Below are 21,239 nucleotides of genomic sequence, written 5' to 3' on the forward strand. Positions count from 1 at the left end.
ACCGCTAATGCACCCGGTGCGGAAATTCATGCAGTAATATGCAGAATAACGACGAATTCAGCCTGTATCCGTATGAGGGAAACGCCATGGCACTCGGCCCGGAGCACGCCTACCTGACCACCGCCGAGGTGGCCGACTACCTGCGCCTCAAGGAGCGCAAGGTCTACGACCTGGTGCGACAGGGCGGCATCCCCTGCGTGCGGGTGACCGGCAAGCTGCTCTTCCCGCGCCAGGCCATCGACCTGTGGCTGATGAGCCACCTGGAGGGCGACCGGGCGAGTAGCCGGCCCGTGCCGCTGGTGCTCGCCGGCAGCCAGGACCCCTTGCTGGAGTGGGCAGTGCGCGAGAGCGACGCCGGCCTGGCGCTGCTCTGTCACGGCAGCGGCGACGGGGTGCGACGTCTGCTCTCTGGCGAGGCGATGGTGTCGGGGCTGCACCTGCTGGAGGAGCGCAGCGGCGACTACAACCGGCCCGAGGCGCTGGGGCTTGCCGGCATGCGCGATCTGGTGATGGTGCGCTGGGCGACGCGCCGTCAGGGGCTGCTGCTGGCGCCCGACAACCCGCTGCGCATCGCCGCGCTGAAGGACCTGGTGAATCGACGTGTGCGGGTCGCCCATCGTCAGCCGGATGCCGGCGCGCATCGGCTGCTGAGCTGGCTGCTGAGGCGGGCGGGCATCGATCCAAACGAGCTGCGCTTCGCCGCCCATCCCTCACTCAGCGAGGACGACCTGGCGCTGGCGATCCGCCAGGGCGAGGCCGATGCGGGGCTGGGCGTCGAGGCCGCCGCGCGCCGTCAGGGGCTCGCCTTCGTGCCGCTCCACGAGGAGGCCTTCGACCTGGCTCTGCGGCGGCGCAGTTTCTTCGAGGCGCCGATCCAGCGCCTGCTGGCCTTTGCCCGGGAGCCGCGCTTCGTCGATCGGGCCGAGGCGCTGGGCGGCTATGACATCGGTGAGGTGGGACGGGTGGTGCACAACGCCTGAGCCGGCCGGCAGGCCGCCGCCTCTACCACCCGAGCCAGCGACGAAAACGCTTCCCGGGTGAGAGATCGCTGCTCTCGGATGCCTGGTTCACCTTTCCCGAGAGCTGCGCCGTGGCCTCCTTGAGCGGCGCGATGATGGCCTCGAGGTGGTGCTGGCACAGCGGGCGGTTGATGGCGGCGGGGCACTGGGCCATCAGTAGGCCGCAGTGGTAGAAGGCGGTGTCCAGGGCGGGATAGACCTCCTTCAACGGACCGGCCTGCCGACGGCAGAGCTGCAGCTCGCGAAGCAGCAGGCTCATCGTCTGCGCGTCCAGCCAGCAGGGGGTGTCGTCCCGGCTGGAGGAGCAGGCGACCGAGTGCTGGATCGCCTGGAAGGAGACGTGCAGGAAAACGCAGGCGTAATAGAGCTGGGAGCGTTCCGCGTTCATAGTGCACCATGAGACTCAAATGAGAGTGAATATCATTCTGGACATTGGGGCGAAGAAGTCAACCGAAGGCGGCCTGTAAGCAGGGCTATTGCAGTTGGATCCGACGAGGGGCGGCGGGGACAGGTCGAAGAGGGGGTCCTACGCCAGGGATGGCGTCGGTAGCGCCCAGGGAGGGGTTCACAGCCCCCCCTCGCAGACCTGTCGACCGATCAGCCCCGAACGATAACGCTAACTGCAATAACACTGGCCTGCGAGGTTAGCGCTCGGGCGGGTTGCGGGTGCCCGGCACGCCTCCGAGGCGGCGGCGCAGGGCGGCCTTGCCCATCATGTGGGCGCTGACGGGGGCGGTGGCGAACAGGAAGATCGTCACCAGCGCCTCCTGCACCGAGACGCCGTCCTGCTGGTGGCTGAAGAAGAGCAGTGAGCCGATCAGGGTGCAGCCGACGCCCAGGGTGCTGGCCTTGGTGGGGCCGTGGAGTCGCGTGTAGAAGTCGGGCAGCTTGGCCAGGCCCCAGGAGCCGATCAGCGCCACCAGGGCGCCGACCAGCAGGAAGGCGGCGACGACGAGCTGCAGGGTCCACGGCATGTCGAGGGGGCTCATTCGATGACGTCCCCCCGCAGCAGGTACTTGCTCATGGCCACGGTGCCAACGAAGCCCATCAGCGCGATCAGCAGCGCCAGCTCGAAGAGCACGCCGAGGCCCATCCTCAGGTCGGCCAGCACGATCAGCGCGATGCTGTTGATCATCAGGGTATCCAGCGCCAGGATCCGATCGACGATGTCGGGCCCGATGGCCAGGCGGTAGAGGTTCAGCAGGGCGGCGACGGCGAAGAGCGTCATGGCGATGGGGATGACGATGGCGATCATCGGAAGATCTCCTCCAGGGGCTGCTCGTAGCGCGTGCGTATGGCGGCGATGGCCTCGGCCTCGTCCTCCAGGTGCAAGGCGTGGATCAGCAGGGTGTTGGCCTCGCCGTCGTAGTGGAGCGAGACGGTGCCCGGTGTCAGCGAGATGGTGCTGGCCAGCAGGGTGATGGCGAAGTCGTCGTCCAGCGTCAGCGGATAGGTGAAGAAGCCCGGCCGCAGCTGGCGGGCAGGGCGAAGGATGCGCAGGGCCACCACCAGGTTGGAGCGCAGGATGTCGACCAGCAGCATCCCCAGGTAGCGCAGCAGCGGCAGCGGGCGCCGGATCTTCGCCTCCTCGGGCCAGAAGGCGTGGGTCACGATGGGAATCGCCACGCCGAGCGCCAGCCCCAGCAGGGCATGGGCGACGCTCAGGTCGTTGACCATCAGCAGCCACAGCAGGGCCAAGAAGAGCGAAAAGAGCGGGTGCGGCAGCCAGAACTGCCGGGAGCGGACGTTCGGCATCATGGCGAGACCTCCTGGGCGAAGGCCAGCGTCTCCGGCAGCATGGCGGCGATATAGGCCTGGGGCGTCATCAGCTGCTCGGCGGTCAGCGCCAGATACGCCATCACCGGCTCGCCCAGGGCCGCGAGGAGGCCGTTGATGGCCACCATGGCACAGACGATGGCCAGGCAGCCGCGATCCAGCGGGCGCGCTTCTGCTTCGCCGGCCCCGCCGGGGCGCCAGAACCAGCTGCTACCGGTGCGGCTGACGGCGATCAGGGTCAGCAGCGCCGCGGTGAGCAGCACGCCCCACAGCCAGAGCCCCCGCGGCTCATCGGCACTCGCCTGGAGGATCCACGCCTTGCTGACGAAGCCGCCGAACGGCGGCAGGCCGACCATGGCGATGGCGGCGAGGAAGAACAGGCTGCCGAGCACCCCGCGATGCCCCACGGGGGCCGCCACCGAGAAGCGGTCGTAGCCCTCGTCGCGCTGCTGGCCCAGCAGGTCGGCGAGCAGGAAGAAGGCGGCCGCCATGCCGGTGCTGTGGATCAGGTAGAAGAGTGCGGCGGCGAGCGTCGCCGGCGTCACTAGGCTCAGGGTGGCGAGCAGGGTGCCCACCGAGATGATCACCAGGTAGGCGGTCAGGGTCCGCAGGCTGTCCGAGCCCAGCACCCCGACGCCGCCCAGCGCCAGGGTCGCCAGCGCCAGTGGCCACAGCCACTGCCAGGCGGCGGCATTGACCGGCGCCTCGCCCAGTCCGAAGACCAGCAGGAAGACCCGCAGGATGGCGTAGACGCCGACCTTGGTCATGATGGCGAAGAGCGCGGCCACCGGGGCGCTGGCGGCCGAGTAGGCGCGGGGCAGCCAGAACAGCAGCGGCAGGATGGCGGCCTTGATGCCGAACACCACCAGCAGCACCATGTTGGCCGCCGCCAGCAGCGGCGCGTCGCCCGTGGGAGCGGCGGCCACCTTGATCGCCAGGTCCGCCATGTTGAGGGTGCCGGTGAGCCCGTAGAGGGTGCCCAGGGCGACCAGGAACAGCGCCGAGCCCACCAGGTTGATGATCACGTAGTGCAGGCCGGCGCGGCTGCGCGCCCGCCCGCCGCCATGCAGCAGCAGGGCGTAGGAGGCGATCAGCAGGATCTCGAAGAACACGAAGAGGTTGAACAGGTCGCCGGTCAAAAAGGCGCCGTTGAGGCCAGCCAGCTGGAACTGGAAAAGCGCGTGGAAGTGCGCGCCGCGCCGGTCGATGCCGCGGCTGGCGTAGAGCAGGCAGCCAAGCCCCAGGGTGGCGGTCAGCGCCAGCATGAGAGCGCTGAGCCGGTCGAGGATCAGCACGATGCCGTAAGGCGCGGGCCAGTCGCCGGCGTGGTAGAGCCGATACTCCCCGGCGCCGGCCGTGACCAGGGCCCAGGCGCCCAGCAGCGCGAGACCCAGGGTGCTGGTGAGGCCGGCCAGGCGCTGCACGCCGAACGGCAGCCGATAGAGCAGCAGCAGGCTCGCCCCGGTGATCAGCGGCAGCAGGATCGGCAGGATCAGCGCGTGGTTCATAGCCGATCCTCGTCGGGGTTCTCGCCGTCGACGTGGTCGTTGCGCAGCTCCACCGCCGCCTTGAGGGCCAGCACCACCACGAAGGCGGTCATGGCGAAGCCGATGACGATGGCGGTCAGCACGAGTGCCTGGGGCAGCGGGTCCGCCGAGCGCTCGGTGAGGCCGACGATGGCCGGCGCGCCGGCGACCAGGCGCCCCGAGGCGAAGAGGTACAGATTGACGGCATGGGAGAGCAGGGTGAGGCCCAGGATCACGGTGAAGGTGCGCGCCCGCAGCAGCAGGTAGACCCCGCAGGTGGTCAGCACGCCCAGCGTCATCGCATAGAGCAGTTCCATCAGCCGATCTCCTTGCCGGGGCCGGCCACGGTCATCAGCTTGCCGAGGTTGGCCAGCACCAGCAGCGTTGCCCCGACCACGGTGGCATAGACGCCGAGATCGAAGAGCATGGCGGTGGCCAGTTCGAACTCGCCGACCAGCGGCAGGTGAAAGTGACCGTGAGCCGAGGTGAGGAACGGGTAGCCGAACAGCCAGCTGCCGAGCCCCGTGGCCACGGCGATCAGCAGGCCGGCACCGATCAGCGGCCGGAAGGCGGTCAGCATGCGCGACTGGGCCCAGACCAGCCCGCCCGCCATGTACTGCAGCGTGAAGGCCACGGCGGTGATCAGCCCGGCGATGAAGCCGCCGCCGGGCTGGTTGTGGCCGCGCAGGAAGATGTAGGCCGAGACCAGCAGGGCGATCGGCAGCACCAGCCGCGCCACGGTGCTGAGCATGATCGGGTGCGGCTCGGCCACCCAGTGCCCGGGGTTGGTGTCGACCACCCGCTCCTTGAGGTGCAGGTCGCGGGTGAAGGCGAAGACCGCGACGGCGGCGATGCCGAGTACCGTGATCTCGCCCAGGGTATCGAAGCCGCGGAAGTCCACCAGGATCACGTTGACCACGTTGGTGCCGCCGCCACCGGGCAGGCTGTTGGCGAGGAAGAAGTCGGAGATGGTGTGCTGCGGGCGCGTCAGGATGGCGAAGCTGAAGGCCGCGACGCCGCCGCCCACCAGGCCGGCGATGGCCAGGTCACGCGCCATCCTCGGGCGCGTGGATTCCCGGGGTGACTGCTGGGGCAGGAAGGAGAGCGCCAGCATCATGATCACCACCGCCATCACCTCCACCATCAGCTGGGTCAGGGCGAGGTCCGGCGCCGAGAAGCGCGCGAAGGCGACGGTCACGAAGAGCCCGGTCACCCCGAGCAGCAGCAGGGCCGGCAGCCGGTGATGATGGAAGACCACCACGCCGATGGACGCCAGGCAGAGCAGGCCGGCGGCCAGCACGGTCAGCGGGTCCAGCGGGCCTAGCGGCACGCCGCCGTTCCAGCGCGCCACGGCGAGGAGCTCCACGCCGACCAGCACCACGACGGTGATCATGATGAAGGTCAGGTAGCGCTGCAGCGAGCCGTTCTCTAGCTGGAAGACGCGGCGCTGGGACAGCGCGATGGCGCGGCGCATGGCCCAGTCGAAGATCTCCTTGGCATCCACCTCGGGCAGGCGGGCGTGGAGGCGAAACAGCGGACCGCGGATCGCGTAGAAGAGCGCGCCGCCCGCCAGGGCGATGAGGCTCATCAGCCCCGTCCGGGGGCCGCCCAGCGTCGCGACGTCGTAGGCGGGAAGCGGGACCTGGCGCGCGGCCTCGAACGCCGGGTGGACGAGCGTCGCGTAGAGCCCCTGCGGCGCGATGCCGACGGCGAGCGTGGCCAGGGCCAGCAGGGCGATGGGCGTGAGGGCCGCCTTGCGGGGCTCGCGGGGCGGCCAGACGGGCAGGTCGATGGGCCGCCCGTTGAAGTAGACGTTATGGAAGATGCGAATCGAGTAGGCCACCGAGAAGAGCCCGGCCAGGGTGACCCAGGCGGGAATCACCAGTGTGGCCCACTCGGGCGCGACCACCCGCAGGCTCTCGCCGAACAGCATCTTCTTGCTCAGGTAGCCGCTCATCAGCGGCAGGCCCGCCATGGCGGCGGCGGGGATCGCCGAGAGCGCCATCAGCGTCGGCATGAAGCGCCACATGCCGTTGATGCGGCGCATGTCGCGGGTACCGGTGGCGCGATCCACGTAGCCCGCCATCATGAACAACGGCGCCTTGAACAGCGCATGGCACACCAGGTGGAAGAGTGCCGCCGCCAGGGCCATGGGGGTGCCCAGGCCCAGCAGCAGCATGATCAGCCCCAGGTGGGACACCGTGGAGTAGGCCAGCAGCCCCTTCATGTCGTGCATGAACATGGCCACGAAGGCTCCCACCATGAGCGTCAGCATGCCGGTCAGAGTGACCAGGTGGAACCACAGCTCGGTGTCGGCCAGGGCCGGATGCAGCCGGGCGAGCAGGAAGAGCCCCGCCTTGACCATGGTCGCGCTGTGCAGATAGGCGGAGACCGGGGTCGGCGCTGTCATGGCGTGGGGCAGCCAGAGGTGGAAGGGAAACTGGGCCGACTTGGTGAAGGCGCCGAGCAAAATCAGGTTGAGCATCAGCCCATAGTGCTCATGGGCGCGGATCTGCTCGCCGGCCTCGAGCACCACCGAGAGCTCGTAGCTGCCGGCGGCCTGACCCAGTAGCACGATGCCGCCGAGCAGGGCCAGTCCGCCGCCGCCGGTGATCACCAGCGACATCCGCGCGCCCAGCCGGGCCGCCTGACGGTCGCTGTGAAAGCCGATCAGCAGGAAGGACACCAGGCTGGTCAGCTCCCAGAACACCAGCATGAACAGCAGGTTCTCGGACAGCACGATGCCGAGCATCACCGCCATGAACGAAAGCACCAGGGTGAAGAAACGCGCGGCCGAGGCGCTGCCCTCGAAGTAGTAGCGCGCGAAGAGCAGGATCAAGGCGCCGATGCCGGTGATCAGCAGGGCGAACAGCAGGCCCAGGGCATCGAGGCGCAGCGCCAGGTTCAGCCCCAGTGAGGGCAGCCAGTCTAGCTCGGCAATGATCGTCTCGCCGCTCGAGACCCGCGGCAGCAGGCTCAGCAGCAGCAGGAGGCTCGAGACGGCGGGCAGCGCGGCCAGACACGCGAGCCGCCGGCAGGTGGCGCGCCGGTAAAGCGCCGGCAGCAGCGCGCCGAGCAGCGGGAACAGGATGATGAGGGCCAGTGTCATGCGGGCGTTTCCGGCTATCGAGAGGAAACGCGCCGCGGGGCGGGGCTCCCCGTACCTCCGCGGCCTGAGGCGGGGTCGCGGAGGAGTGCGGCTCGATGCTCGGTGATCGTCCCTGTCATGGGTCAGGCTCCCTGAAGCACGCGGGTCCGGCGCTGTCGCGACCGGCCTCTTCACTATAGCGGGCGGGCCTGTCGCCGAGCGTGTCGTGCGTCAACGCTCGGCGCTACGTGAGGCGGGGCAGCGTCACTCTAATGGCTGTCTCTTGATGGAGACATTAGCGTCGCGACGGCGCCACATGGGGGAGAAGGCACTGGTCCGTTAGAATGTCGATCCTTCATACTCCATTCACGAGAGACCCCATGACCCGTCGAGTCCTCCTCCTGTCCCTCCTGCTGATCGCCACGACCGTGCTTGCGGGCTGCAGCTATACGCCGGCGCGGATCACCTCCGAGCCGCTGATCGAATTCGGCGATCACCATGATCGTCACGACCACGATCGTCGCAGCCACGGCGGCGGCTTCTGCCCGCCCGGCCAGGCCAAGAAAGGGCGCTGCTGATCCGGCAGGCCCGCTCGTGACCAGACGGGGGAGCGTCATGAACGGTTTCAGAACGGCGGGGTGTGTGGTGCTGCTGGCCGGCGCCCTGCTCCTGGCGGGGTGTAGCTATACGCCACCGCGCATCCTCTCCCAGCCGCTGATCGAGATCGACGGTTACCACGGCGGTCATCACCGTCGTCATGACCGCCACGATCACCACGATCGCGACCGTTACGACTATCGGCGTTATGAAGGCCATTACCGCGACCACTACCACGATGGTCGGCGCGACCGTGACCGCCATCACCACCGGCAGCGCTCGCTCTTCTGTCCTCCCGGCCTTGCCATGCAGGGGCGCTGCTGAGCGCACGCCCCCTCTCTCCCTAGCGGCCCATTTCACCGCGCCTGGGCCTTGCTCAAAGGGTCAGGCCTGGCGCCGTGTCGCCTCGAATATCGTCAACCGGCCCGGCACCAGGGTGTCTTGCGCGTCAGTGAGGACTGCTCTGGCCCCGGTCGATGGGCGGGCTCCGGTATCACAGGGCATCCAGCTGGTGAGGAGGGGTGATCCCGAGGCGTTTCATGCGCCGGTAGATGGTCGGCCGTGAGAGGCCGAGCTCACGGGCCACGGCGCTGATGTTCCACTGCTGGCGTCGCAGGGCCTCGTGGAGTGGATCCATGGAGCGTGACACCGCCGAGTGGCCGGCGACGAGCTCGTCGGGTGTTTCGGCGGGGCGTGCCGCCGGATGCGCCAGGTGACCGCTGATGCATTCCTCCGGTAGGTCGCCGACCACCACCTCGTCGCCTTCGCAGGTGGCCAGGGCATAACGCAGGGCGTTATGCAGCTCTCGAATGTTACCCGGCCAGGGATAGGCGAGCAGGGCGCTCATGGCGTCCCCGCGCAACCGTATCCGCGAGTCGCCGCGCTCGGCCTTCAGGTCCTCGAAGAGCCGTCGGATCAGGTAGCCCTGGTCCGCCCGCTCACGTAGCGGCGGCAGCCGCAGGCTGGCGCCGTTCAGGCGATAGAAGAGGTCCTCGCGGAACTGTCCCAGGTCGATCAGCCCACGCAGGTCGCGGTGGGTAGCCGCTACGACGCGCAGATCGACCTTCACCGGCCGGTTGGCACCGATCGGCAGCACCTCCCCCTCGGCCAGCACGCGCAGCAGCCGGGTCTGCAGCTGTAACGGCATGTCGCCGATCTCGTCCAGGAAGAGGGTGCCGCCGCTGGCCTGGGCGATCAGCCCCTTCATGCCCTTGCTGTTGGCGCCGGTGAAACTGCCGGGCTCGTAGCCGAACAGCTCGCTCTCGATCAGCGACTCGGGCATGGCGGCGCAGTTGATCGCCACGAAGGACTGGTCGCGTCGACGGCTGGAGTCGTGCAGCGCCCGCGCCATGCGTTCCTTGCCCGTGCCGGTCTCGCCGATCACCAGCAGGTTGATCGGCTCGTTGCGCAGCCGGGCGGCGCGGGTCAGGGTGTCGCGCATCGCCGGGTCATCGTCGGCCAGGGCCTCCAGCGGGGCCAGGCTGCTTTTTTCGCCCGGGCGCGCTTGGCCGCTGGGGGCGCGGCGGCGCTGCGGTTCGAGCAGGGTGGCGAAGTGCAGTTCGTGATGGCGGTGGGTGCGGAAGGCCCGCACCCGGTCGTCGCCATAGCGGTGGATGTCGAGCACCTCGTCGATCTCGGCGTCGATCAGGTCCTGGATGTGCCAGGCCTTGAACGGCCGGGCGTCACCGGCGCCGGCCAGTGGCAACTCGTGATGGCGCAGCAGCTTGCGCCCGGCGGTGTTGGCGGCCAGCAGGGTGCCGTCCTCCTCGATGGCGATCAGGTAGCGCCGGTTGATCTGCACGAACTCCCGAGAGCGGTCCAGGCAGACGATGTGGTAGCCACTGAAACGCTGCAGGAAGTAGGCATCCTCGATCATCCGCGCATAGTGCTTGACCACCTGCAGGGCGAAGGTCTGGGAGGTCTTGGATTCCGGGGAACGATAGGCGGAGATGTCCAGCACCGCCAGCAGCTGGCCGTCGGGGTCGAAGACCGGCGCCGCCGTGCAGGTCAGGCGAATGTGGTGGGCACTGAAGTGGTCGCTGTGGTGGCAGGTCAGCGGCACTCGCTCATGGATGCAGGTGCCCACCGCGCAGGTGCCGGCATGCTCTTCGCTCCAGTCGGCCCCCAGATAGAGGCCGGTGCGCTGGTGCTCATACTGGGCGCTGCTCGCGCCGAGAAACTGCACGGCGATGCCCCTGGCGTCGGTGAGCAGGACCACATAATCCAGCGGTCTCACCTGGCGATAGAGTTGCTCCACTCCGGCCCTGGCCACCTGGATCAGGGCGTCGGCCTGGTCCTGGTGCTCGCGCAGGGTACGGTCGGGGACATAGCGGGGTGGGCTGGGCGCTGCCGGGTCGAGGCCGTAGCGGTCGATGCAGCGACGCCAGGAACGCTCGATGACGGCGTTTTCGTCGGCGCCGGGATGCTCTCGTGCGTGCAGGATTGTCTGCACGTGTTGTCGTTGTGCCTGGGCGGTGCTCATGGTCATGGCCTGTGGCCGGCGAGCCGGCGTGTCAGGTTATTGTCGTTGTCCTTTCATTCAAGGTACGCCCCGCAGAGACCAACGGTGATTCGACCTTGGTCGCCCCCGTTACACCTGTAACGCCTCCTGTAAACGGGGTTGTCACGCCGAGTGTAATAGTCGCCGTCCACCTCGGCGTGGGAGACGTCTGTCTTCGTCCTTTTTCGCTATCTTTTTCTTTTGTAAACAATGACCTGTTTTGGTTGTGGCCCTTTCTGGCACGGAATCTGCGAGGGGAGGGGCGTGCGGCCCCATGGCCGCTCTGGCTGACCACCGGCGCGACGATCGCGCTGCACAACAACAGGAGCCACGCCATGACCTCTTCTCCCAAGGCGATGCCGCTGAGCCGGCGTCGCTTCCTCAGCCTCACCGGCCAAGGCGCGTTGGTTGCCGGAGCAGCGCTCGGCGCCGGCGGCCTCTGGCCACGCTGGGCCCTGGCCGAACCCGACCTCGCCGCCGGCCTGCTGCGCATGGGCCGTGACATTTACCCCCACGATGCCATTCCCGACACCTACTACCTCACCCCCCTCGAGCCGCTGCTGGAGAATCAGCGGGCGCTGATCGCCGACGGCCTGGCCGAGCTCAACCGGCGGGCGCGTGACGCCCACGGGAAGGACTACGGCGACATCGGCGAGGAGGCCGACCGGGCGGCGCTGCTGCGCGAGATCGAGGACGGCGACTTCTTCCAGACGGTGCGGGGCACCCTGGTGGTGGGGCTCTACGACAACCCCGCGCTCTGGGAGCCGCATTTCGGTTACGAGGGATCGTCGTGGCAGCAGGGGGGATACCTCCATCGCGGCTTCGATGACCTGAAGGTCGACTGGCTGTGACGCCCGATATCCCGGTGTGACCCGATAACAACAACCGATTCGAGAGGAAACACGCCATGGCAACACGTTTCGACCATGACGATGACAGCGTGGTGGTGATCATCGGCTCAGGGGCCGGCGGTGGCACCTTGGCCCATGCCCTGGCCAAGAAGGGCATCGACAGCGTGGTGCTGGAGGCCGGCAAGCGCTACCAGATGAACGACATCGAGAATGACGAATGGGAGATGTTCAAGAAGATCTCCTGGCTCGATGAGCGCATCACCGCCGGTCCCCGCCAGCTCACCGAGACCTTCCCCGGCCTGCCGGCCTGGATCGTCAAGGGGGTGGGCGGCAGCACCATCCACTGGGCCGGCGTCTCGCTGCGCTTCCAGCCCCATGAATTCAAGCTGCACAGCGAGATCGGCGATCTCGCGGGTGCCAACCTGCTGGACTGGCCGATCTCCTACGAGGACCTGGAGCCCTACTATGTAAAGGCCGAACGCCATATGGGGGTGACCGGGGACTCCACCGGCATGCCTTATCACCAGTGGAACAACAACTTCAAGGTGCTGGCCGCCGGCGCCGAGCGCATCGGCTATACCCAGCTGCGCTCCGGTCCCATGGCCATCAACACCGAGGAGTACGACGAGCGCAGCCGCTGCATGCAGGCCGGCTTCTGCATGCAGGGCTGCCGCTTCGGTGCCAAGTGGTCGACCATGTACACCGATATTCCCCGCGCCGAGGCCAGCGGGCACTGCGAGGTGCGGCCGCGCTCCATGGCCCTGAAGATTGAGCACGACGCTCAGGGGCGGGCCACGGCGGTGGTCTATGCCGATGGCGATGGCAACCAGCACCGTCAGCGCGCCAGGGCGGTGTGCCTCGCCGGCAACTCCATCGAGTCGCCGCGCCTGCTGCTCAATTCTCACTCCTCGAGGTTCCCGGATGGCCTGGCCAACTCCTCCGGCCAGGTGGGTCGCAACTACATGACCCACGCCACCAGCTGCATCTTCGGTGTGATGCCCAAGCCCGTGCACATGCATCGCGGCACTACCTTCGCGGGCATCATCTCCGACGAGGCGCGCCTCGATCCGTCCCGGGGCTTCGTCGGTGGCTACACCCTGGAGGTGATGTCGCTGGGCGTGCCCTTCTTCGCCAAGTTCATGGACCCCACCAATGCCGGCTGGGGACGGGATATCACCACCGCCCTGGACAAGTACGACCACCTCTCCGGGGTATGGATCTGCGGTGAGGATCTGCCGATGGAGCGCAACGGCATCACTCTGCACGACACCAAGAAAGACCAGTACGGCCTGCCGGTTCCCGTCGTCTACAAGGGCGATCACCCCAACGACGTGAAATTGCGCAGCCATGGCGAGCAGCAGGCGCGGCGCTGCTACGAGGCCGCCGGCGCCGAGCGCATCTTCAAGGTGCCGGACTTCCCCACCAGCCATAACGTCGGCACCAACCGCATGAGCGCCCGGCCCGAGGACGGGGTGGTCAACCAGTGGGGGCAGGCCCACGACATCGACAACCTGTTCGTCTCCGACGGTAGCCAGTTCACCTCGAGCGGCGCCGAGAACCCGACCCTGACCATCGTCGCCCTGGCGCTGCGCCAGGCCGATCACATCGCCGAGCGCATGCAGCGCCAAGAACTCTGAGCGGAGGACTCCCCATGCAACCGACCAATGACCAGCGGCTGTGGATGTACCGTCAGATGGTGACCAGCCGTCATCTCGAGGAGCGCATCGAGACGATCTACATGGAAGGCAAGATGCCGGTCTTCAACATGGCCAAGGGGCCGATTCCCGGCGAGATGCACCTCTCCAATGGCCAGGAACCCTGTGCGGTCGGGGTCTGCGCCCACCTCGGCGCCGAGGACGTCGTCGTCGCCACCCACCGGCCGCACCATATCGCCGTGGCCAAGGGCGTCGACCTCAATGCCATGGTCGCCGAGATCTTCGGCAAGGCGACTGGCCTCTCCGGCGGTCGTGGCGGCCACATGCACATCTTCGATGCCGACGTGAACTTCTCCTGCTCGGGGATCATCGGCGAAAGCCTGGGGCCGGCGGCCGGCGCCGCCCTGTCCCGGAAGATACAGGGCAAGCCCGGGGTGGCGGTGGCCTTCCTGGGGGAGGGGGCGGCCAACCAGGGCGCCTTCCATGAGGCCCTGAACCTGGCGGCGGTCTGGCAGCTGCCCGTGGTGTTCGTGATCGAGGACAACGCCTGGGGCATCTCGGTGGCCAAGCAGGCCTCCACCGCGGTGCCGCGCAACGACCTGCGCGCCAGCGGCTACAACATGCCCGGGGTGCATGTCGCCGATAACGACGTCGAGGGCGTGTTCGCCGCGGCCGGCGAGGCCATCGCCCGGGCCCGTGACGGTCAAGGGCCGACCCTGATCGAGATCGAGACCTCGCGGCTGGCCGGTCATTTCATGGGGGATAGTGAGGACTATCGGCCCGAAGGAGAGAAGGCCGGGCTCCAGAGTCATGATCCCATCCCGCGCTATCGCCAGGCGCTGATCGAGGCCGGATTGCTCGACGAGGCCGCCGACAGCCGCCTGGTCGACGAGGCTCACGAACGTGTCGAGGCGGCCATCCACTTCGCTCGGGAGAGCGACTTCCTGCCCGCCGAGGCGGCCCTCGAGACCGTCTTCGTCTGATTGCCACGAAGAACCGAAAACGACAATCAGGAGTAACGTCATGAATATGATGCAAGCGGCAGTCTGGCACCGAGCCAAAGACCTCCGCGTCGAAACGGTCCAGGTCCCGACCGTCCAGGAGCCGCACCAGGTAAAGGTGAAGATCGCGGCCTGCGGCATTTGCGGCAGCGACCTTCACGAGTACAGCGCCGGCCCCATCTTTATCCCGGTCGATGCCCCGCATCCTCTCAGCCAGCAGCAGGCCCCCATCATCATGGGCCACGAGTTCGCCGGTGAGGTCGTGGAAGTGGGCAAAGGTGTCACCCGAGTCAAGCCGGGGGACCGAGTCGCCATCGAGCCCATCCTTTCGCCGAATCGAGATGGCCACTATCTCATGGAGCGCTACAACCTGACGCCGTTGCTGGGGTTCCATGGTCTCTCGGGCGGCGGCGGCGGATTCTCAGAATATACGGTCGTCGGTGAGCACATGGTTCACCCCCTGCCTGATGACCTCTCCTATGAACAGGGGGCACTGATCGAGCCGGCTGCCGTGGGCCTGCATGCGGTGCGTCAGAGCGCGCTGAAAGCCGGTGACAGTGCCGTGGTCTTCGGTGCAGGCCCCATCGGTTTGATGATCATCGAGGCGCTCAAGGCCGCCGGGGCTGCCAGCATCGTGGCCGTGGAGCCTTCTGACTCGCGCCGGCACAAGGCGAGGGAGCTGGGTGCCCAGGTGGTGGACCCCCGAGAGCAAGACACGGTAGAGCAGGTGCATGCCTTGACGCAGGGTGGCGCCGACTTCGCTTTCGAGGTGACCGGCATTTCCGCCGTGCTGGACCAAGCCATCAATGCCACCCATGCCGGCGGCGAGACAGTGATCGTCAGCATCTGGGAAACCGAGGCGGCCTTCCAACCCAATGACCTGGTGATCAAGGAGCGTACCCTGAAGGGCATCATCGCCTACCGGCATATCTATCCCGCCGTGATGGCCCTGATGCAGCAGGGCTATTTTCGCGCCCAGGACCTGATTACCGCACGTATCGTGCTGGACGATGTGGTCGAGCAGGGGTTCGAGACCCTGCTCAATGACAAGTCGCACATCAAGATCATCGTACGGCCCGGCCAGCGGCTGGGCGAAGGAGTCATGTCATGAATACTGTCACCGGCTCTCGCAAGCTGACCATCGCCCGGGCCATGGCCGAGGCCACGGCCCAGGAAATGCGCCAGGACCCGTCGGTCTTCGTGATGGGCGAGGATGTGGGCCCACTCGGCGGCGTCTTCGGCAACACTCGGGGCCTGCATGAGGAGTTCGGGTCCGAACGTGTGCGCGACACTCCGATCTCCGAGACCGCCTTCATCGGCGCCGCCGTGGGCGCCGCCTCCGATGGCATGCGCCCCATCGTCGAGCTGATGTTCGTCGACTTCTTCGGCGTGTGCATGGACGCCATCTACAACCTGATGGCCAAGAATACCTACTTCTCCGGCGGCAAGGTCAAGGTGCCGATGGTGCTGATGACCTCCACCGGCGGCGGCTACTCGGACGCCGGGCAGCACTCTCAGTGCCTCTACGGTACCTTCGCCCACCTGCCGGGCATGAAGGTGGTGGTGCCGAGCAACGCCTATGACGCCAAGGGCCTGATGACCGCGGCGATCCGCGACGACAACCCGGTGGTCTTCATGTACCACAAGTCGTTGCAGGGCATGGGCTGGCTGGGCACCGAGAAGGGCGCCACCGTGGCGACGCCAGAGGAGCCCTACACCGTCGAGATCGGCAAGGCCTCCGTGGTCAAGGAAGGCCAAGACCTGACCCTCGTCAGCCTGGGCGCGGGTGTCCACCACTGCCTGCGTGCCGCCAAGTCGCTGGGGGATGAAGGCTTCGACGCCGAGGTCGTCGATCTGAGAAGCCTCGTGCCGCTGGACCGCGAGACGGTGCGCGCCTCGGTGGCCAAGACCGGCCGGCTGATCGTGGTCGATGAGGACTACCACAGCTTCGGCGTCAGCGGCGAGATCATCGCCAGCGTGGTCGAACACGACCATCGCCTCAAGGCTGCCCCGGCGCGGGTGGCCTACCCGGATATCCCGATCCCCTTCGCGCCGACGATGGAGCAGTGGGCCCTGCCCAATGCCGACAAGATCGTCGCCGCTTTCCATCAGATGCTGCGAAACCATTGACCGAGGAGAGACCTGTGAACACTGCGATTACCGTACCCGAGGACCTGTGGGAAGGCGCCGGCGAAGGTGTGATCACCGCCTGGCTAGTCGACGACGGCAGCGAGGTCGCCCAGGGCGACCTGGTGGCCGAGGTGATGGTCGAGAAGGCCCAGTACGAGATCGAGGCCCCGGTCTCCGGAGTACTGACCATCGCCAAGCAGGAAGACGAGGTGGTCGCCAAGGGCACCTCCATCGCCAGCCTGGAAACCTGAGGAGTTTCTCCATGTCACTCGACACCCAGAATGCCGCCGCCCCGGGGGGGGCGGCTCACTCGCCGGCGGACGGAAGACGTGAGCCGCGCGAGATCCCGCTGCGCGGCATGCGCGGCATGATCGCCACCAAGATGCGCGAGAGCCTGCAGTCGACCGCCCAGCTCACCCACCATGCCGGTGCCGAGCTCGGCGCCGTGCAGGCGCTGCGCGCGCACTGTCGTAGCGCCGGGCTCGCGCCGCCCTCGGTGCAGGACATCCTGTTACGCCTGGTAGTGCAGACCCTCCAGGACTTTCCGGCCCTGAACGCGACCCTGGAAGACAACCGCATCACCGAGCACCCTGTGGTGCACCTGGGACTCGCCGTGCCGCTGCCTGACGACCTGCTGGTGGCCCCGGCGCTGTTCGATGCCCAATCGGTCGAACTGGGGGCACTGCCCGGCGCACGACGCGACCTGGTGGAGCAGGCCCGCGCCGGGAAGCTCTCGGTCCGTGAGCTGACCGGGGCGACCTTCACCGTCTCCAACCTGGGGCGCTCCCGGGTGCATCATTTCACGCCGATCCTCAACCTGCCCCAGGTGGCGATTCTTGGCATCGGTGGCATCGAGGCGCGGGTGGTCCCCGATGAGGCGGGCGGCGTTCGGTCGGCCGAAGTGATCGGCCTGTCGCTGACCTTCGATCATCGCGCGGTCAATGGCGCGCCGGCGGCGGCCTTTCTCGATAGACTCATCGAGCGCATAGAGCGCATCGCGCCCGATGCCTTCGACCATGAACTGCGCTGCTGACCCGGGGGAGCCATGGCCGTTCCGCTAGAGATCTCCAGCATGACCCTGCAACGCCCCACGGTGGAGGAGGGTCTCCTCGCCGAGGAGGCCCTCCTCGATATGGTCTGCCAGGGGGAGCTATCGCTCGGCTGGCTGGCCTGGTCGCCCCGGGACCGAGGCCTGGTGATGCCGCGCCGCCACGAGCGCCTGGCGGACTTTCCCGAGGCTCGGGCACGGCTGGCCGAGAGGGGCTGGCCGGTTCGCTTCCGTGCCACCGGCGGGACGCCGGTGCCCCAGTCGCCCCAGGTGATCAATGTCGCCCTGGCCCAGCGCTGCCGGGTGGGCGGCTCGGCGGCTCACCTGGAGTGGGGCTACCACCGCCTGGGCGATCCCTGGTGCGATTGGCTCGGTCATCTGGGCGTGGCGGACGCCGATCTCGGCCCGGTCGCCGGTTCCTACTGCGATGGGCGCTTCAACGTGCGCATCGCCGGGCGCAAGCTGGTCGGCACTGCCCAGCGCTGGCGCCGGGTGCGGGGCTGTCGCGACATGGCTCTGCTGGTGCATGGCGCCATGCAGGTCGAGGGGGATCCCGCGGAGCTGGTGGCGGTCGTCAACGACTTCCAGGCCGGTATCGGTGACCCCATGCGCTTCCGGGCCGAGCGACACATCGCGTTGCGCGAGGCGATCCCCGGCTTCCAATCAGAGACCCTTGACACGCTGCTGGCGCGTTACCGGGGATAGTCACACAACCTATTGATACGTCGCTAGCAACGAGAAGAGAAGCGCCACTTTCTGTGCTTCCATGTCCTAGCCGAGCGAAAACGGGGTCAGGTTCGACGTCGATGACTCCCTCAACCAACACTTGGCGTTGGTGAACGGTTTTCTGGGGTGACAACAGGGATCGCACCAAGGTGCGCAAGGCATCGTCGCGGCCGATGGCTTGGCCGTGGCACTCGTCTGTTTGATGAATGTCTGGAGAAACTCCGCAGAAGAATTTCAGGCCGCACTCGCGCATCACGGCCAGGAAATGCTGGGCGATCTGCCGAACTTTACCCATGTTCAACCGATCATCCAGATCGATGCGATCCTTGCTTGGGCGGGCGCTACCCTGGCATGTCCTTGCGTGTCGCGGGTAATACAAAGGAGATGGCCAATCGGCCATCTCCTTTTTTCGCCTTTTTCGCCGGTGTCGGTTCGCGGCCCTCTCGAAGAAGGGGGCGAGAGGCGATCAGAGGTTAGTGTCTGGGGTCCCAGAGGCGACCACTGTTCTCTTCTTCGTACCCCATGCTGCCGAAAGGCACGCTGACCATCTCGAGTTGCATGCCCCAAGGCGCCATGAAGTAGACCCAGGTCAGGCCTTTCATCGGGCCTTCGGTGAAGGTGTGGGGTTCACCCAGTACCTTCACATCGTTCTCCTTCAGATAGGCCACGGCTTGATCCATATCGTCGACATAGAAGGCGATATGATGTCCGCCGATGTCGCTGTTGCGGGGCTGTTCGGTGCGCTGGTCCGGCGCGGTGTATTCGAAGATCTCGAGGTTGGTGCCGTCGCCGCAGCGTACCAGGTGGGCGGCAGGGATAGTGGCCTCCGGGTGGACGTTCAGGTTCACCGTCATCCAGTCGTCCTCGAAGGGACCGAAGGGGCCGATGGTGAAGTAGGCCTCGCAGCCGATCACCTCGACGAAGAAGTCGACGGCGGCCTGACGGTCGGGCACGGTAAAGCCAAAGTGTTGAGGCCCCTGCATGCCGGGCAGTTCGGCCTGTGCGGCCTGTGCGGCTAATAACAAGGGAAGGGTAAGTAGCTTACGCTTCAGAGTGAAAGTCATGGCATGACTCCGTGTCTCATGAGTTGTTTTGTATTGATGGTCACCGCGGTATGTCACGGGCAACATGGATACTTTGAGCAAGGGCCATGCCAAGAAGCTGGTGTATCACGATCGCTGTTTAATGTGCTGAGTTATAACGGGGTTAAAGGAAAAGGGAGGATTCGAGTCGGCCATGGTGATACGCCGGCGCTACACCTGTCACGTGACACCTGTCACGACTGTCATTTCGCCAAAGGTCGTGTCTCGCTTTGTCGTCATGACGCCGGGGAGGTGGTCGATAAGGCCAAGCTCGGCTGGGCCCGGGTACGACCGACGGAGGCGAGAGTCGATCCACGGGTTAGGCGGTTAGCGTAGAAGAAGGCACCGCTGATGGGGTCTCGAATCATTGCCCCTTCAGGGGCGCTTAAGTACCCAAAGCGATAGGCCTGGAGGGTCTCCCGGGTCGCCTCGCTCACCCGGATCTCCACGGTGCGCTGGACCTTGTCCTCGATCTCCAGCGGTGGCTGGTATATCGGCTCCTCGCCGGCCTCTCTGGCGCCCAGGACGGCCACGCTGAATTCGCGGCCGAGGAGGTATTCCTCCGCGACGACCCGGGGGGAATCACTCGGACCGCGATATCATGCCTCAGCGGGCGTCATGGCGTCCCTTGCGGCGGAAGGGGCGAGGGCGAACCCAGAACCAGCTGAGGATCACGAGACCGGCGAATAGCGTGTAGACGACGATGAAGACCCAGGCGGGGGCCTGATAGTACAGCAGCTCGTGCAGCCAGTAGGCGATGAAGGAGCCGGCATACACGACGTCTCCTGCCTTCTCCCGCAGCGCCATCTCCCACGCGGTGAGGGGACAGAGCGCGCCCAGCCAGGCCTGCAGCACCACGATGCCGATCGCCACCAGGTGAGCCAGGCGGAACCCGGGATGACGCACCCAGTGCCAGGCGCGCCCCTTGCCGACCAGCGTCAGCGCCAGTCCCAGTACCACGAACAGCACGAAGGCCGCGTGAACCACCAGGATGGCATCCGCCGCCAGGGAATAGAGCAGGCGAGTTTCCATGGTGTCACGCCTCTCCCGGGGTCGATACGCTCAGAGGGCTAGCAATCAGGCCTGGCGAAGGGCCTCCTCGAGGATGGCCAGCCGGCCCGGCACCAGGGCGTCTTCCACCGCGGTGATGCGCAGCACGTGGCCGAGCCTCGGATGGGCGGGGCGGGCGATCAGCCGTCCGGCCTCGAGCAGCTCGCGGTTGACCCGCTCGGCGAGCTCGGCGCTTTGCATCTGCACGCCGATGAAGTTGGTGGCGCTGGGCAGCACCTCGGCGCCGAGGCCGCGCAGGTGCTCGGCCAGGCGTGCCCGGCGGCGATGCACGGCGGCGATGTGTTCGCGGGTCTCATCGGGGTGGTCGAGCACCACCTCGGCGGCGGCCAGGGTCAGGGTCGAGACCGCATAGTGGATGCGCACCTTCATCATCATCGCGAGTGTCTCGGGCTCGGCGATGGCATAGCCGATGCGCAGCCCGGCCAGGCCGTGAGCCTTGGAGAGGGTGCGCAGGCGGATCACCCCGGACAGCACCTCGCGGGCGAAGGGGGTGTCGGGGTCCTCGCGGAAGTCGTGATAGGCCTCGTCGAGCAGCAGCCAGCAGTCGCCGGGCAGGGCCTCGCGCAGGCGGCGCACGGCATCGTCACCGTGGAGATGCCCGCTGGGGTTGTCGGGGTTGGCGAGATAGACCAGCCGTGCCTGGGTCTCGCGCGCCGCGCCCGCCAGGGCCTCGAGGTCCGGGGCGAGGCGTCCGGGCGATTCGTCGTAGGCGACCTCGACCAGCCGGCAGCCCTGGCCCCTGGCGAAGTAGCCGAAGGTGGGGTAGGTGCCTGCGGTGGCCACCACCGTGATGCCGGGCTCGGCCACGGTGCGCAGGGCCAGCGCGATCAGGCTGTCGGCGCCGGCATCGACCAGCAGCGCCTCGAGCAGGACACCCTGCTGCTCGGCGAGGCGCTGGCGCACGCCCAGCGCCTCGGAGTCGCCGTAGCAGTAGGCGTGCTCGACCATGGCATCGCCGAAGTGGGCGCGCAGGGCGCGGTGAGGCATGTCCAGCCCCTCGTTGGAGCCCAGGCGATGAGGGATCTCGCGGCCTAGGCGCCGCTCCAGCACGCGGATGCCGGGGAAGGGATTGGTCGGGCCGTCGCCGGTCAGGTGGTCGGGGAAACGGGGCATCGGGAACTCCCTGTCAGGTGTGATCAAGGGGGGAGCCACGGCCGGGTCCTGCCGAC

The 21,239-nt window shown here is 67.2% G+C and carries 22 protein-coding genes; 11 read left to right on the top strand and 11 right to left on the bottom strand.

Going from position 1 to position 21,239, the window contains the following annotated elements; genetic code table 11:
* The first annotated feature begins 86 nt into the window (after nt 1–86).
* Entirely contained in the window at nt 87–980 is an 894-nt protein-coding gene (locus RSO68_RS00065; RefSeq protein ID WP_315584985.1) for a helix-turn-helix transcriptional regulator, read from the top strand.
* Nucleotides 981–1,002: 22 nt separating this feature from the next.
* Here the strand turns inward: RSO68_RS00065 and RSO68_RS00070 are convergent, their stop codons facing one another.
* The 7 genes from RSO68_RS00070 to RSO68_RS00100 form a co-directional block, all read right to left on the bottom strand.
* The gene (locus RSO68_RS00070; protein ID WP_315584986.1) at nt 1,003–1,407 is read right to left on the bottom strand and encodes a hypothetical protein; all 405 of its coding nucleotides are present in this window, start codon (nt 1,405–1,407) and stop codon (nt 1,003–1,005) included.
* 256 nt (nt 1,408–1,663) lie between these two features.
* Nucleotides 1,664–2,008 (bottom strand): Na+/H+ antiporter subunit G, encoded by a 345-nt coding sequence (locus RSO68_RS00075; RefSeq protein ID WP_315584987.1) that lies wholly within the window; start codon nt 2,006–2,008, stop codon nt 1,664–1,666.
* Entirely contained in the window at nt 2,005–2,274 is a 270-nt protein-coding gene (locus tag RSO68_RS00080) for a K+/H+ antiporter subunit F (protein WP_315584988.1), read from the bottom strand. Before RSO68_RS00080 ends, RSO68_RS00075 begins: the two co-directional genes overlap by 4 nt.
* Nucleotides 2,271–2,777 carry a Na+/H+ antiporter subunit E gene (locus RSO68_RS00085; protein WP_315584989.1) on the bottom strand — a complete coding sequence of 169 codons (507 nt, stop codon included), beginning with the start codon at nt 2,775–2,777 and terminating at the stop codon, nt 2,271–2,273. The genes RSO68_RS00080 and RSO68_RS00085 overlap by 4 nt, the downstream gene beginning before the upstream one ends.
* Nucleotides 2,774–4,303, bottom strand: a complete 1,530-nt coding sequence (locus tag RSO68_RS00090) for a monovalent cation/H+ antiporter subunit D (RefSeq protein WP_315584990.1) — start codon at nt 4,301–4,303, stop codon at nt 2,774–2,776. Before RSO68_RS00090 ends, RSO68_RS00085 begins: the two co-directional genes overlap by 4 nt.
* Nucleotides 4,300–4,638: a Na+/H+ antiporter subunit C gene (locus tag RSO68_RS00095; protein ID WP_089849080.1), complete on the bottom strand. Its 339-nt coding sequence runs from the start codon at nt 4,636–4,638 to the stop codon at nt 4,300–4,302. Before RSO68_RS00095 ends, RSO68_RS00090 begins: the two co-directional genes overlap by 4 nt.
* A complete protein-coding gene (locus tag RSO68_RS00100) occupies nt 4,638–7,430 on the bottom strand; it encodes a monovalent cation/H+ antiporter subunit A (RefSeq protein WP_315584991.1) in 2,793 nt (930 codons plus the stop codon). The genes RSO68_RS00095 and RSO68_RS00100 overlap by 1 nt, the downstream gene beginning before the upstream one ends.
* A 359-nt stretch (nt 7,431–7,789) precedes the next feature.
* On the opposite strand from RSO68_RS00100, the gene RSO68_RS00105 reads away from it, so the two are divergent.
* Nucleotides 7,790–7,987, top strand: coding sequence for a hypothetical protein (locus RSO68_RS00105; protein WP_089849084.1), 198 nt, complete (start codon nt 7,790–7,792; stop codon nt 7,985–7,987).
* A gap of 37 nt (nt 7,988–8,024) precedes the next feature.
* Nucleotides 8,025–8,330, top strand: coding sequence for a hypothetical protein (locus RSO68_RS00110; RefSeq protein WP_315584992.1), 306 nt, complete (start codon nt 8,025–8,027; stop codon nt 8,328–8,330).
* A 169-nt stretch (nt 8,331–8,499) separates the two neighbouring features.
* Here RSO68_RS00110 and RSO68_RS00115 read toward each other — a convergent pair whose 3' ends face one another.
* The gene (locus RSO68_RS00115) at nt 8,500–10,458 is read right to left on the bottom strand and encodes a sigma-54-dependent Fis family transcriptional regulator (protein WP_315584993.1); all 1,959 of its coding nucleotides are present in this window, start codon (nt 10,456–10,458) and stop codon (nt 8,500–8,502) included.
* A gap of 383 nt (nt 10,459–10,841) precedes the next feature.
* On the opposite strand from RSO68_RS00115, the gene RSO68_RS00120 reads away from it, so the two are divergent.
* From RSO68_RS00120 to RSO68_RS00155, 8 genes are read left to right on the top strand one after another with little or no spacing between them, the layout of a single operon-like run.
* Nucleotides 10,842–11,357, top strand: coding sequence for a gluconate 2-dehydrogenase subunit 3 family protein (locus RSO68_RS00120; protein WP_315584994.1), 516 nt, complete (start codon nt 10,842–10,844; stop codon nt 11,355–11,357).
* A 56-nt stretch (nt 11,358–11,413) separates the two neighbouring features.
* Nucleotides 11,414–12,994 carry a GMC family oxidoreductase gene (locus RSO68_RS00125; RefSeq protein WP_315584995.1) on the top strand — a complete coding sequence of 527 codons (1,581 nt, stop codon included), beginning with the start codon at nt 11,414–11,416 and terminating at the stop codon, nt 12,992–12,994.
* Nucleotides 12,995–13,008: 14 nt separating this feature from the next.
* Nucleotides 13,009–13,995 (top strand): thiamine pyrophosphate-dependent dehydrogenase E1 component subunit alpha, encoded by a 987-nt coding sequence (locus RSO68_RS00130; protein WP_315584996.1) that lies wholly within the window; start codon nt 13,009–13,011, stop codon nt 13,993–13,995.
* 40 nt (nt 13,996–14,035) lie between these two features.
* Nucleotides 14,036–15,124: a 2,3-butanediol dehydrogenase gene (locus RSO68_RS00135; protein ID WP_315584997.1), complete on the top strand. Its 1,089-nt coding sequence runs from the start codon at nt 14,036–14,038 to the stop codon at nt 15,122–15,124.
* Nucleotides 15,121–16,143 carry an alpha-ketoacid dehydrogenase subunit beta gene (locus RSO68_RS00140; RefSeq protein ID WP_315584998.1) on the top strand — a complete coding sequence of 341 codons (1,023 nt, stop codon included), beginning with the start codon at nt 15,121–15,123 and terminating at the stop codon, nt 16,141–16,143. Before RSO68_RS00135 ends, RSO68_RS00140 begins: the two co-directional genes overlap by 4 nt.
* 14 nt (nt 16,144–16,157) lie before the next feature.
* On the top strand, nt 16,158–16,394 hold the full coding sequence (locus tag RSO68_RS00145; RefSeq protein ID WP_315584999.1) for a lipoyl domain-containing protein: 237 nt from the start codon (nt 16,158–16,160) through the stop codon (nt 16,392–16,394).
* Between the two features lie 11 nt (nt 16,395–16,405).
* The gene (locus tag RSO68_RS00150; RefSeq protein ID WP_315585000.1) at nt 16,406–17,176 is read left to right on the top strand and encodes a 2-oxo acid dehydrogenase subunit E2; all 771 of its coding nucleotides are present in this window, start codon (nt 16,406–16,408) and stop codon (nt 17,174–17,176) included.
* 39 nt (nt 17,177–17,215) lie between these two features.
* A complete protein-coding gene (locus tag RSO68_RS00155) occupies nt 17,216–17,896 on the top strand; it encodes a lipoyl protein ligase domain-containing protein (protein WP_315585001.1) in 681 nt (226 codons plus the stop codon).
* 494 nt (nt 17,897–18,390) lie between these two features.
* On the opposite strand, the gene RSO68_RS00160 is transcribed toward RSO68_RS00155, so the two are convergent.
* The 3 genes from RSO68_RS00160 to RSO68_RS00170 form a co-directional block, all read right to left on the bottom strand.
* Nucleotides 18,391–18,981 carry a VOC family protein gene (locus tag RSO68_RS00160; RefSeq protein ID WP_315585002.1) on the bottom strand — a complete coding sequence of 197 codons (591 nt, stop codon included), beginning with the start codon at nt 18,979–18,981 and terminating at the stop codon, nt 18,391–18,393.
* Between the two features lie 624 nt (nt 18,982–19,605).
* Nucleotides 19,606–20,031 carry a DUF2784 domain-containing protein gene (locus RSO68_RS00165; RefSeq protein WP_315585003.1) on the bottom strand — a complete coding sequence of 142 codons (426 nt, stop codon included), beginning with the start codon at nt 20,029–20,031 and terminating at the stop codon, nt 19,606–19,608.
* 45 nt (nt 20,032–20,076) lie between these two features.
* Nucleotides 20,077–21,183 carry a pyridoxal phosphate-dependent aminotransferase gene (locus RSO68_RS00170; protein ID WP_315585004.1) on the bottom strand — a complete coding sequence of 369 codons (1,107 nt, stop codon included), beginning with the start codon at nt 21,181–21,183 and terminating at the stop codon, nt 20,077–20,079.
* Nucleotides 21,184–21,239 lie beyond the last annotated feature (56 nt).

The organism is Halomonas saccharevitans (genome assembly GCF_032333995.1).
GTDB lineage: Bacteria > Pseudomonadota > Gammaproteobacteria > Pseudomonadales > Halomonadaceae > Halomonas > Halomonas saccharevitans.

Excerpts from the sequence above, each read along its gene's own strand:
- RSO68_RS00065 (WP_315584985.1), top strand. The coding sequence starts at position 87 with ATGGCACTCGGCCCGGAGCACGCCTACCTGACCACCGCCGAGGTGGCC.
- RSO68_RS00070 (WP_315584986.1), bottom strand. The coding sequence starts at position 1,407 with ATGAACGCGGAACGCTCCCAGCTCTATTACGCCTGCGTTTTCCTGCAC.
- RSO68_RS00075 (WP_315584987.1), bottom strand. The coding sequence starts at position 2,008 with ATGAGCCCCCTCGACATGCCGTGGACCCTGCAGCTCGTCGTCGCCGCC.
- RSO68_RS00080 (WP_315584988.1), bottom strand. The coding sequence starts at position 2,274 with ATGATCGCCATCGTCATCCCCATCGCCATGACGCTCTTCGCCGTCGCC.
- RSO68_RS00085 (WP_315584989.1), bottom strand. The coding sequence starts at position 2,777 with ATGATGCCGAACGTCCGCTCCCGGCAGTTCTGGCTGCCGCACCCGCTC.
- RSO68_RS00090 (WP_315584990.1), bottom strand. The coding sequence starts at position 4,303 with ATGAACCACGCGCTGATCCTGCCGATCCTGCTGCCGCTGATCACCGGG.
- RSO68_RS00095 (WP_089849080.1), bottom strand. The coding sequence starts at position 4,638 with ATGGAACTGCTCTATGCGATGACGCTGGGCGTGCTGACCACCTGCGGG.
- RSO68_RS00100 (WP_315584991.1), bottom strand. The coding sequence starts at position 7,430 with ATGACACTGGCCCTCATCATCCTGTTCCCGCTGCTCGGCGCGCTGCTG.
- RSO68_RS00105 (WP_089849084.1), top strand. The coding sequence starts at position 7,790 with ATGACCCGTCGAGTCCTCCTCCTGTCCCTCCTGCTGATCGCCACGACC.
- RSO68_RS00110 (WP_315584992.1), top strand. The coding sequence starts at position 8,025 with ATGAACGGTTTCAGAACGGCGGGGTGTGTGGTGCTGCTGGCCGGCGCC.
- RSO68_RS00120 (WP_315584994.1), top strand. The coding sequence starts at position 10,842 with ATGACCTCTTCTCCCAAGGCGATGCCGCTGAGCCGGCGTCGCTTCCTC.
- RSO68_RS00125 (WP_315584995.1), top strand. The coding sequence starts at position 11,414 with ATGGCAACACGTTTCGACCATGACGATGACAGCGTGGTGGTGATCATC.
- RSO68_RS00130 (WP_315584996.1), top strand. The coding sequence starts at position 13,009 with ATGCAACCGACCAATGACCAGCGGCTGTGGATGTACCGTCAGATGGTG.
- RSO68_RS00135 (WP_315584997.1), top strand. The coding sequence starts at position 14,036 with ATGAATATGATGCAAGCGGCAGTCTGGCACCGAGCCAAAGACCTCCGC.
- RSO68_RS00140 (WP_315584998.1), top strand. The coding sequence starts at position 15,121 with ATGAATACTGTCACCGGCTCTCGCAAGCTGACCATCGCCCGGGCCATG.
- RSO68_RS00150 (WP_315585000.1), top strand. The coding sequence starts at position 16,406 with ATGTCACTCGACACCCAGAATGCCGCCGCCCCGGGGGGGGCGGCTCAC.
- RSO68_RS00155 (WP_315585001.1), top strand. The coding sequence starts at position 17,216 with ATGACCCTGCAACGCCCCACGGTGGAGGAGGGTCTCCTCGCCGAGGAG.
- RSO68_RS00160 (WP_315585002.1), bottom strand. The coding sequence starts at position 18,981 with ATGACTTTCACTCTGAAGCGTAAGCTACTTACCCTTCCCTTGTTATTA.
- RSO68_RS00165 (WP_315585003.1), bottom strand. The coding sequence starts at position 20,031 with ATGGAAACTCGCCTGCTCTATTCCCTGGCGGCGGATGCCATCCTGGTG.
- RSO68_RS00170 (WP_315585004.1), bottom strand. The coding sequence starts at position 21,183 with ATGCCCCGTTTCCCCGACCACCTGACCGGCGACGGCCCGACCAATCCC.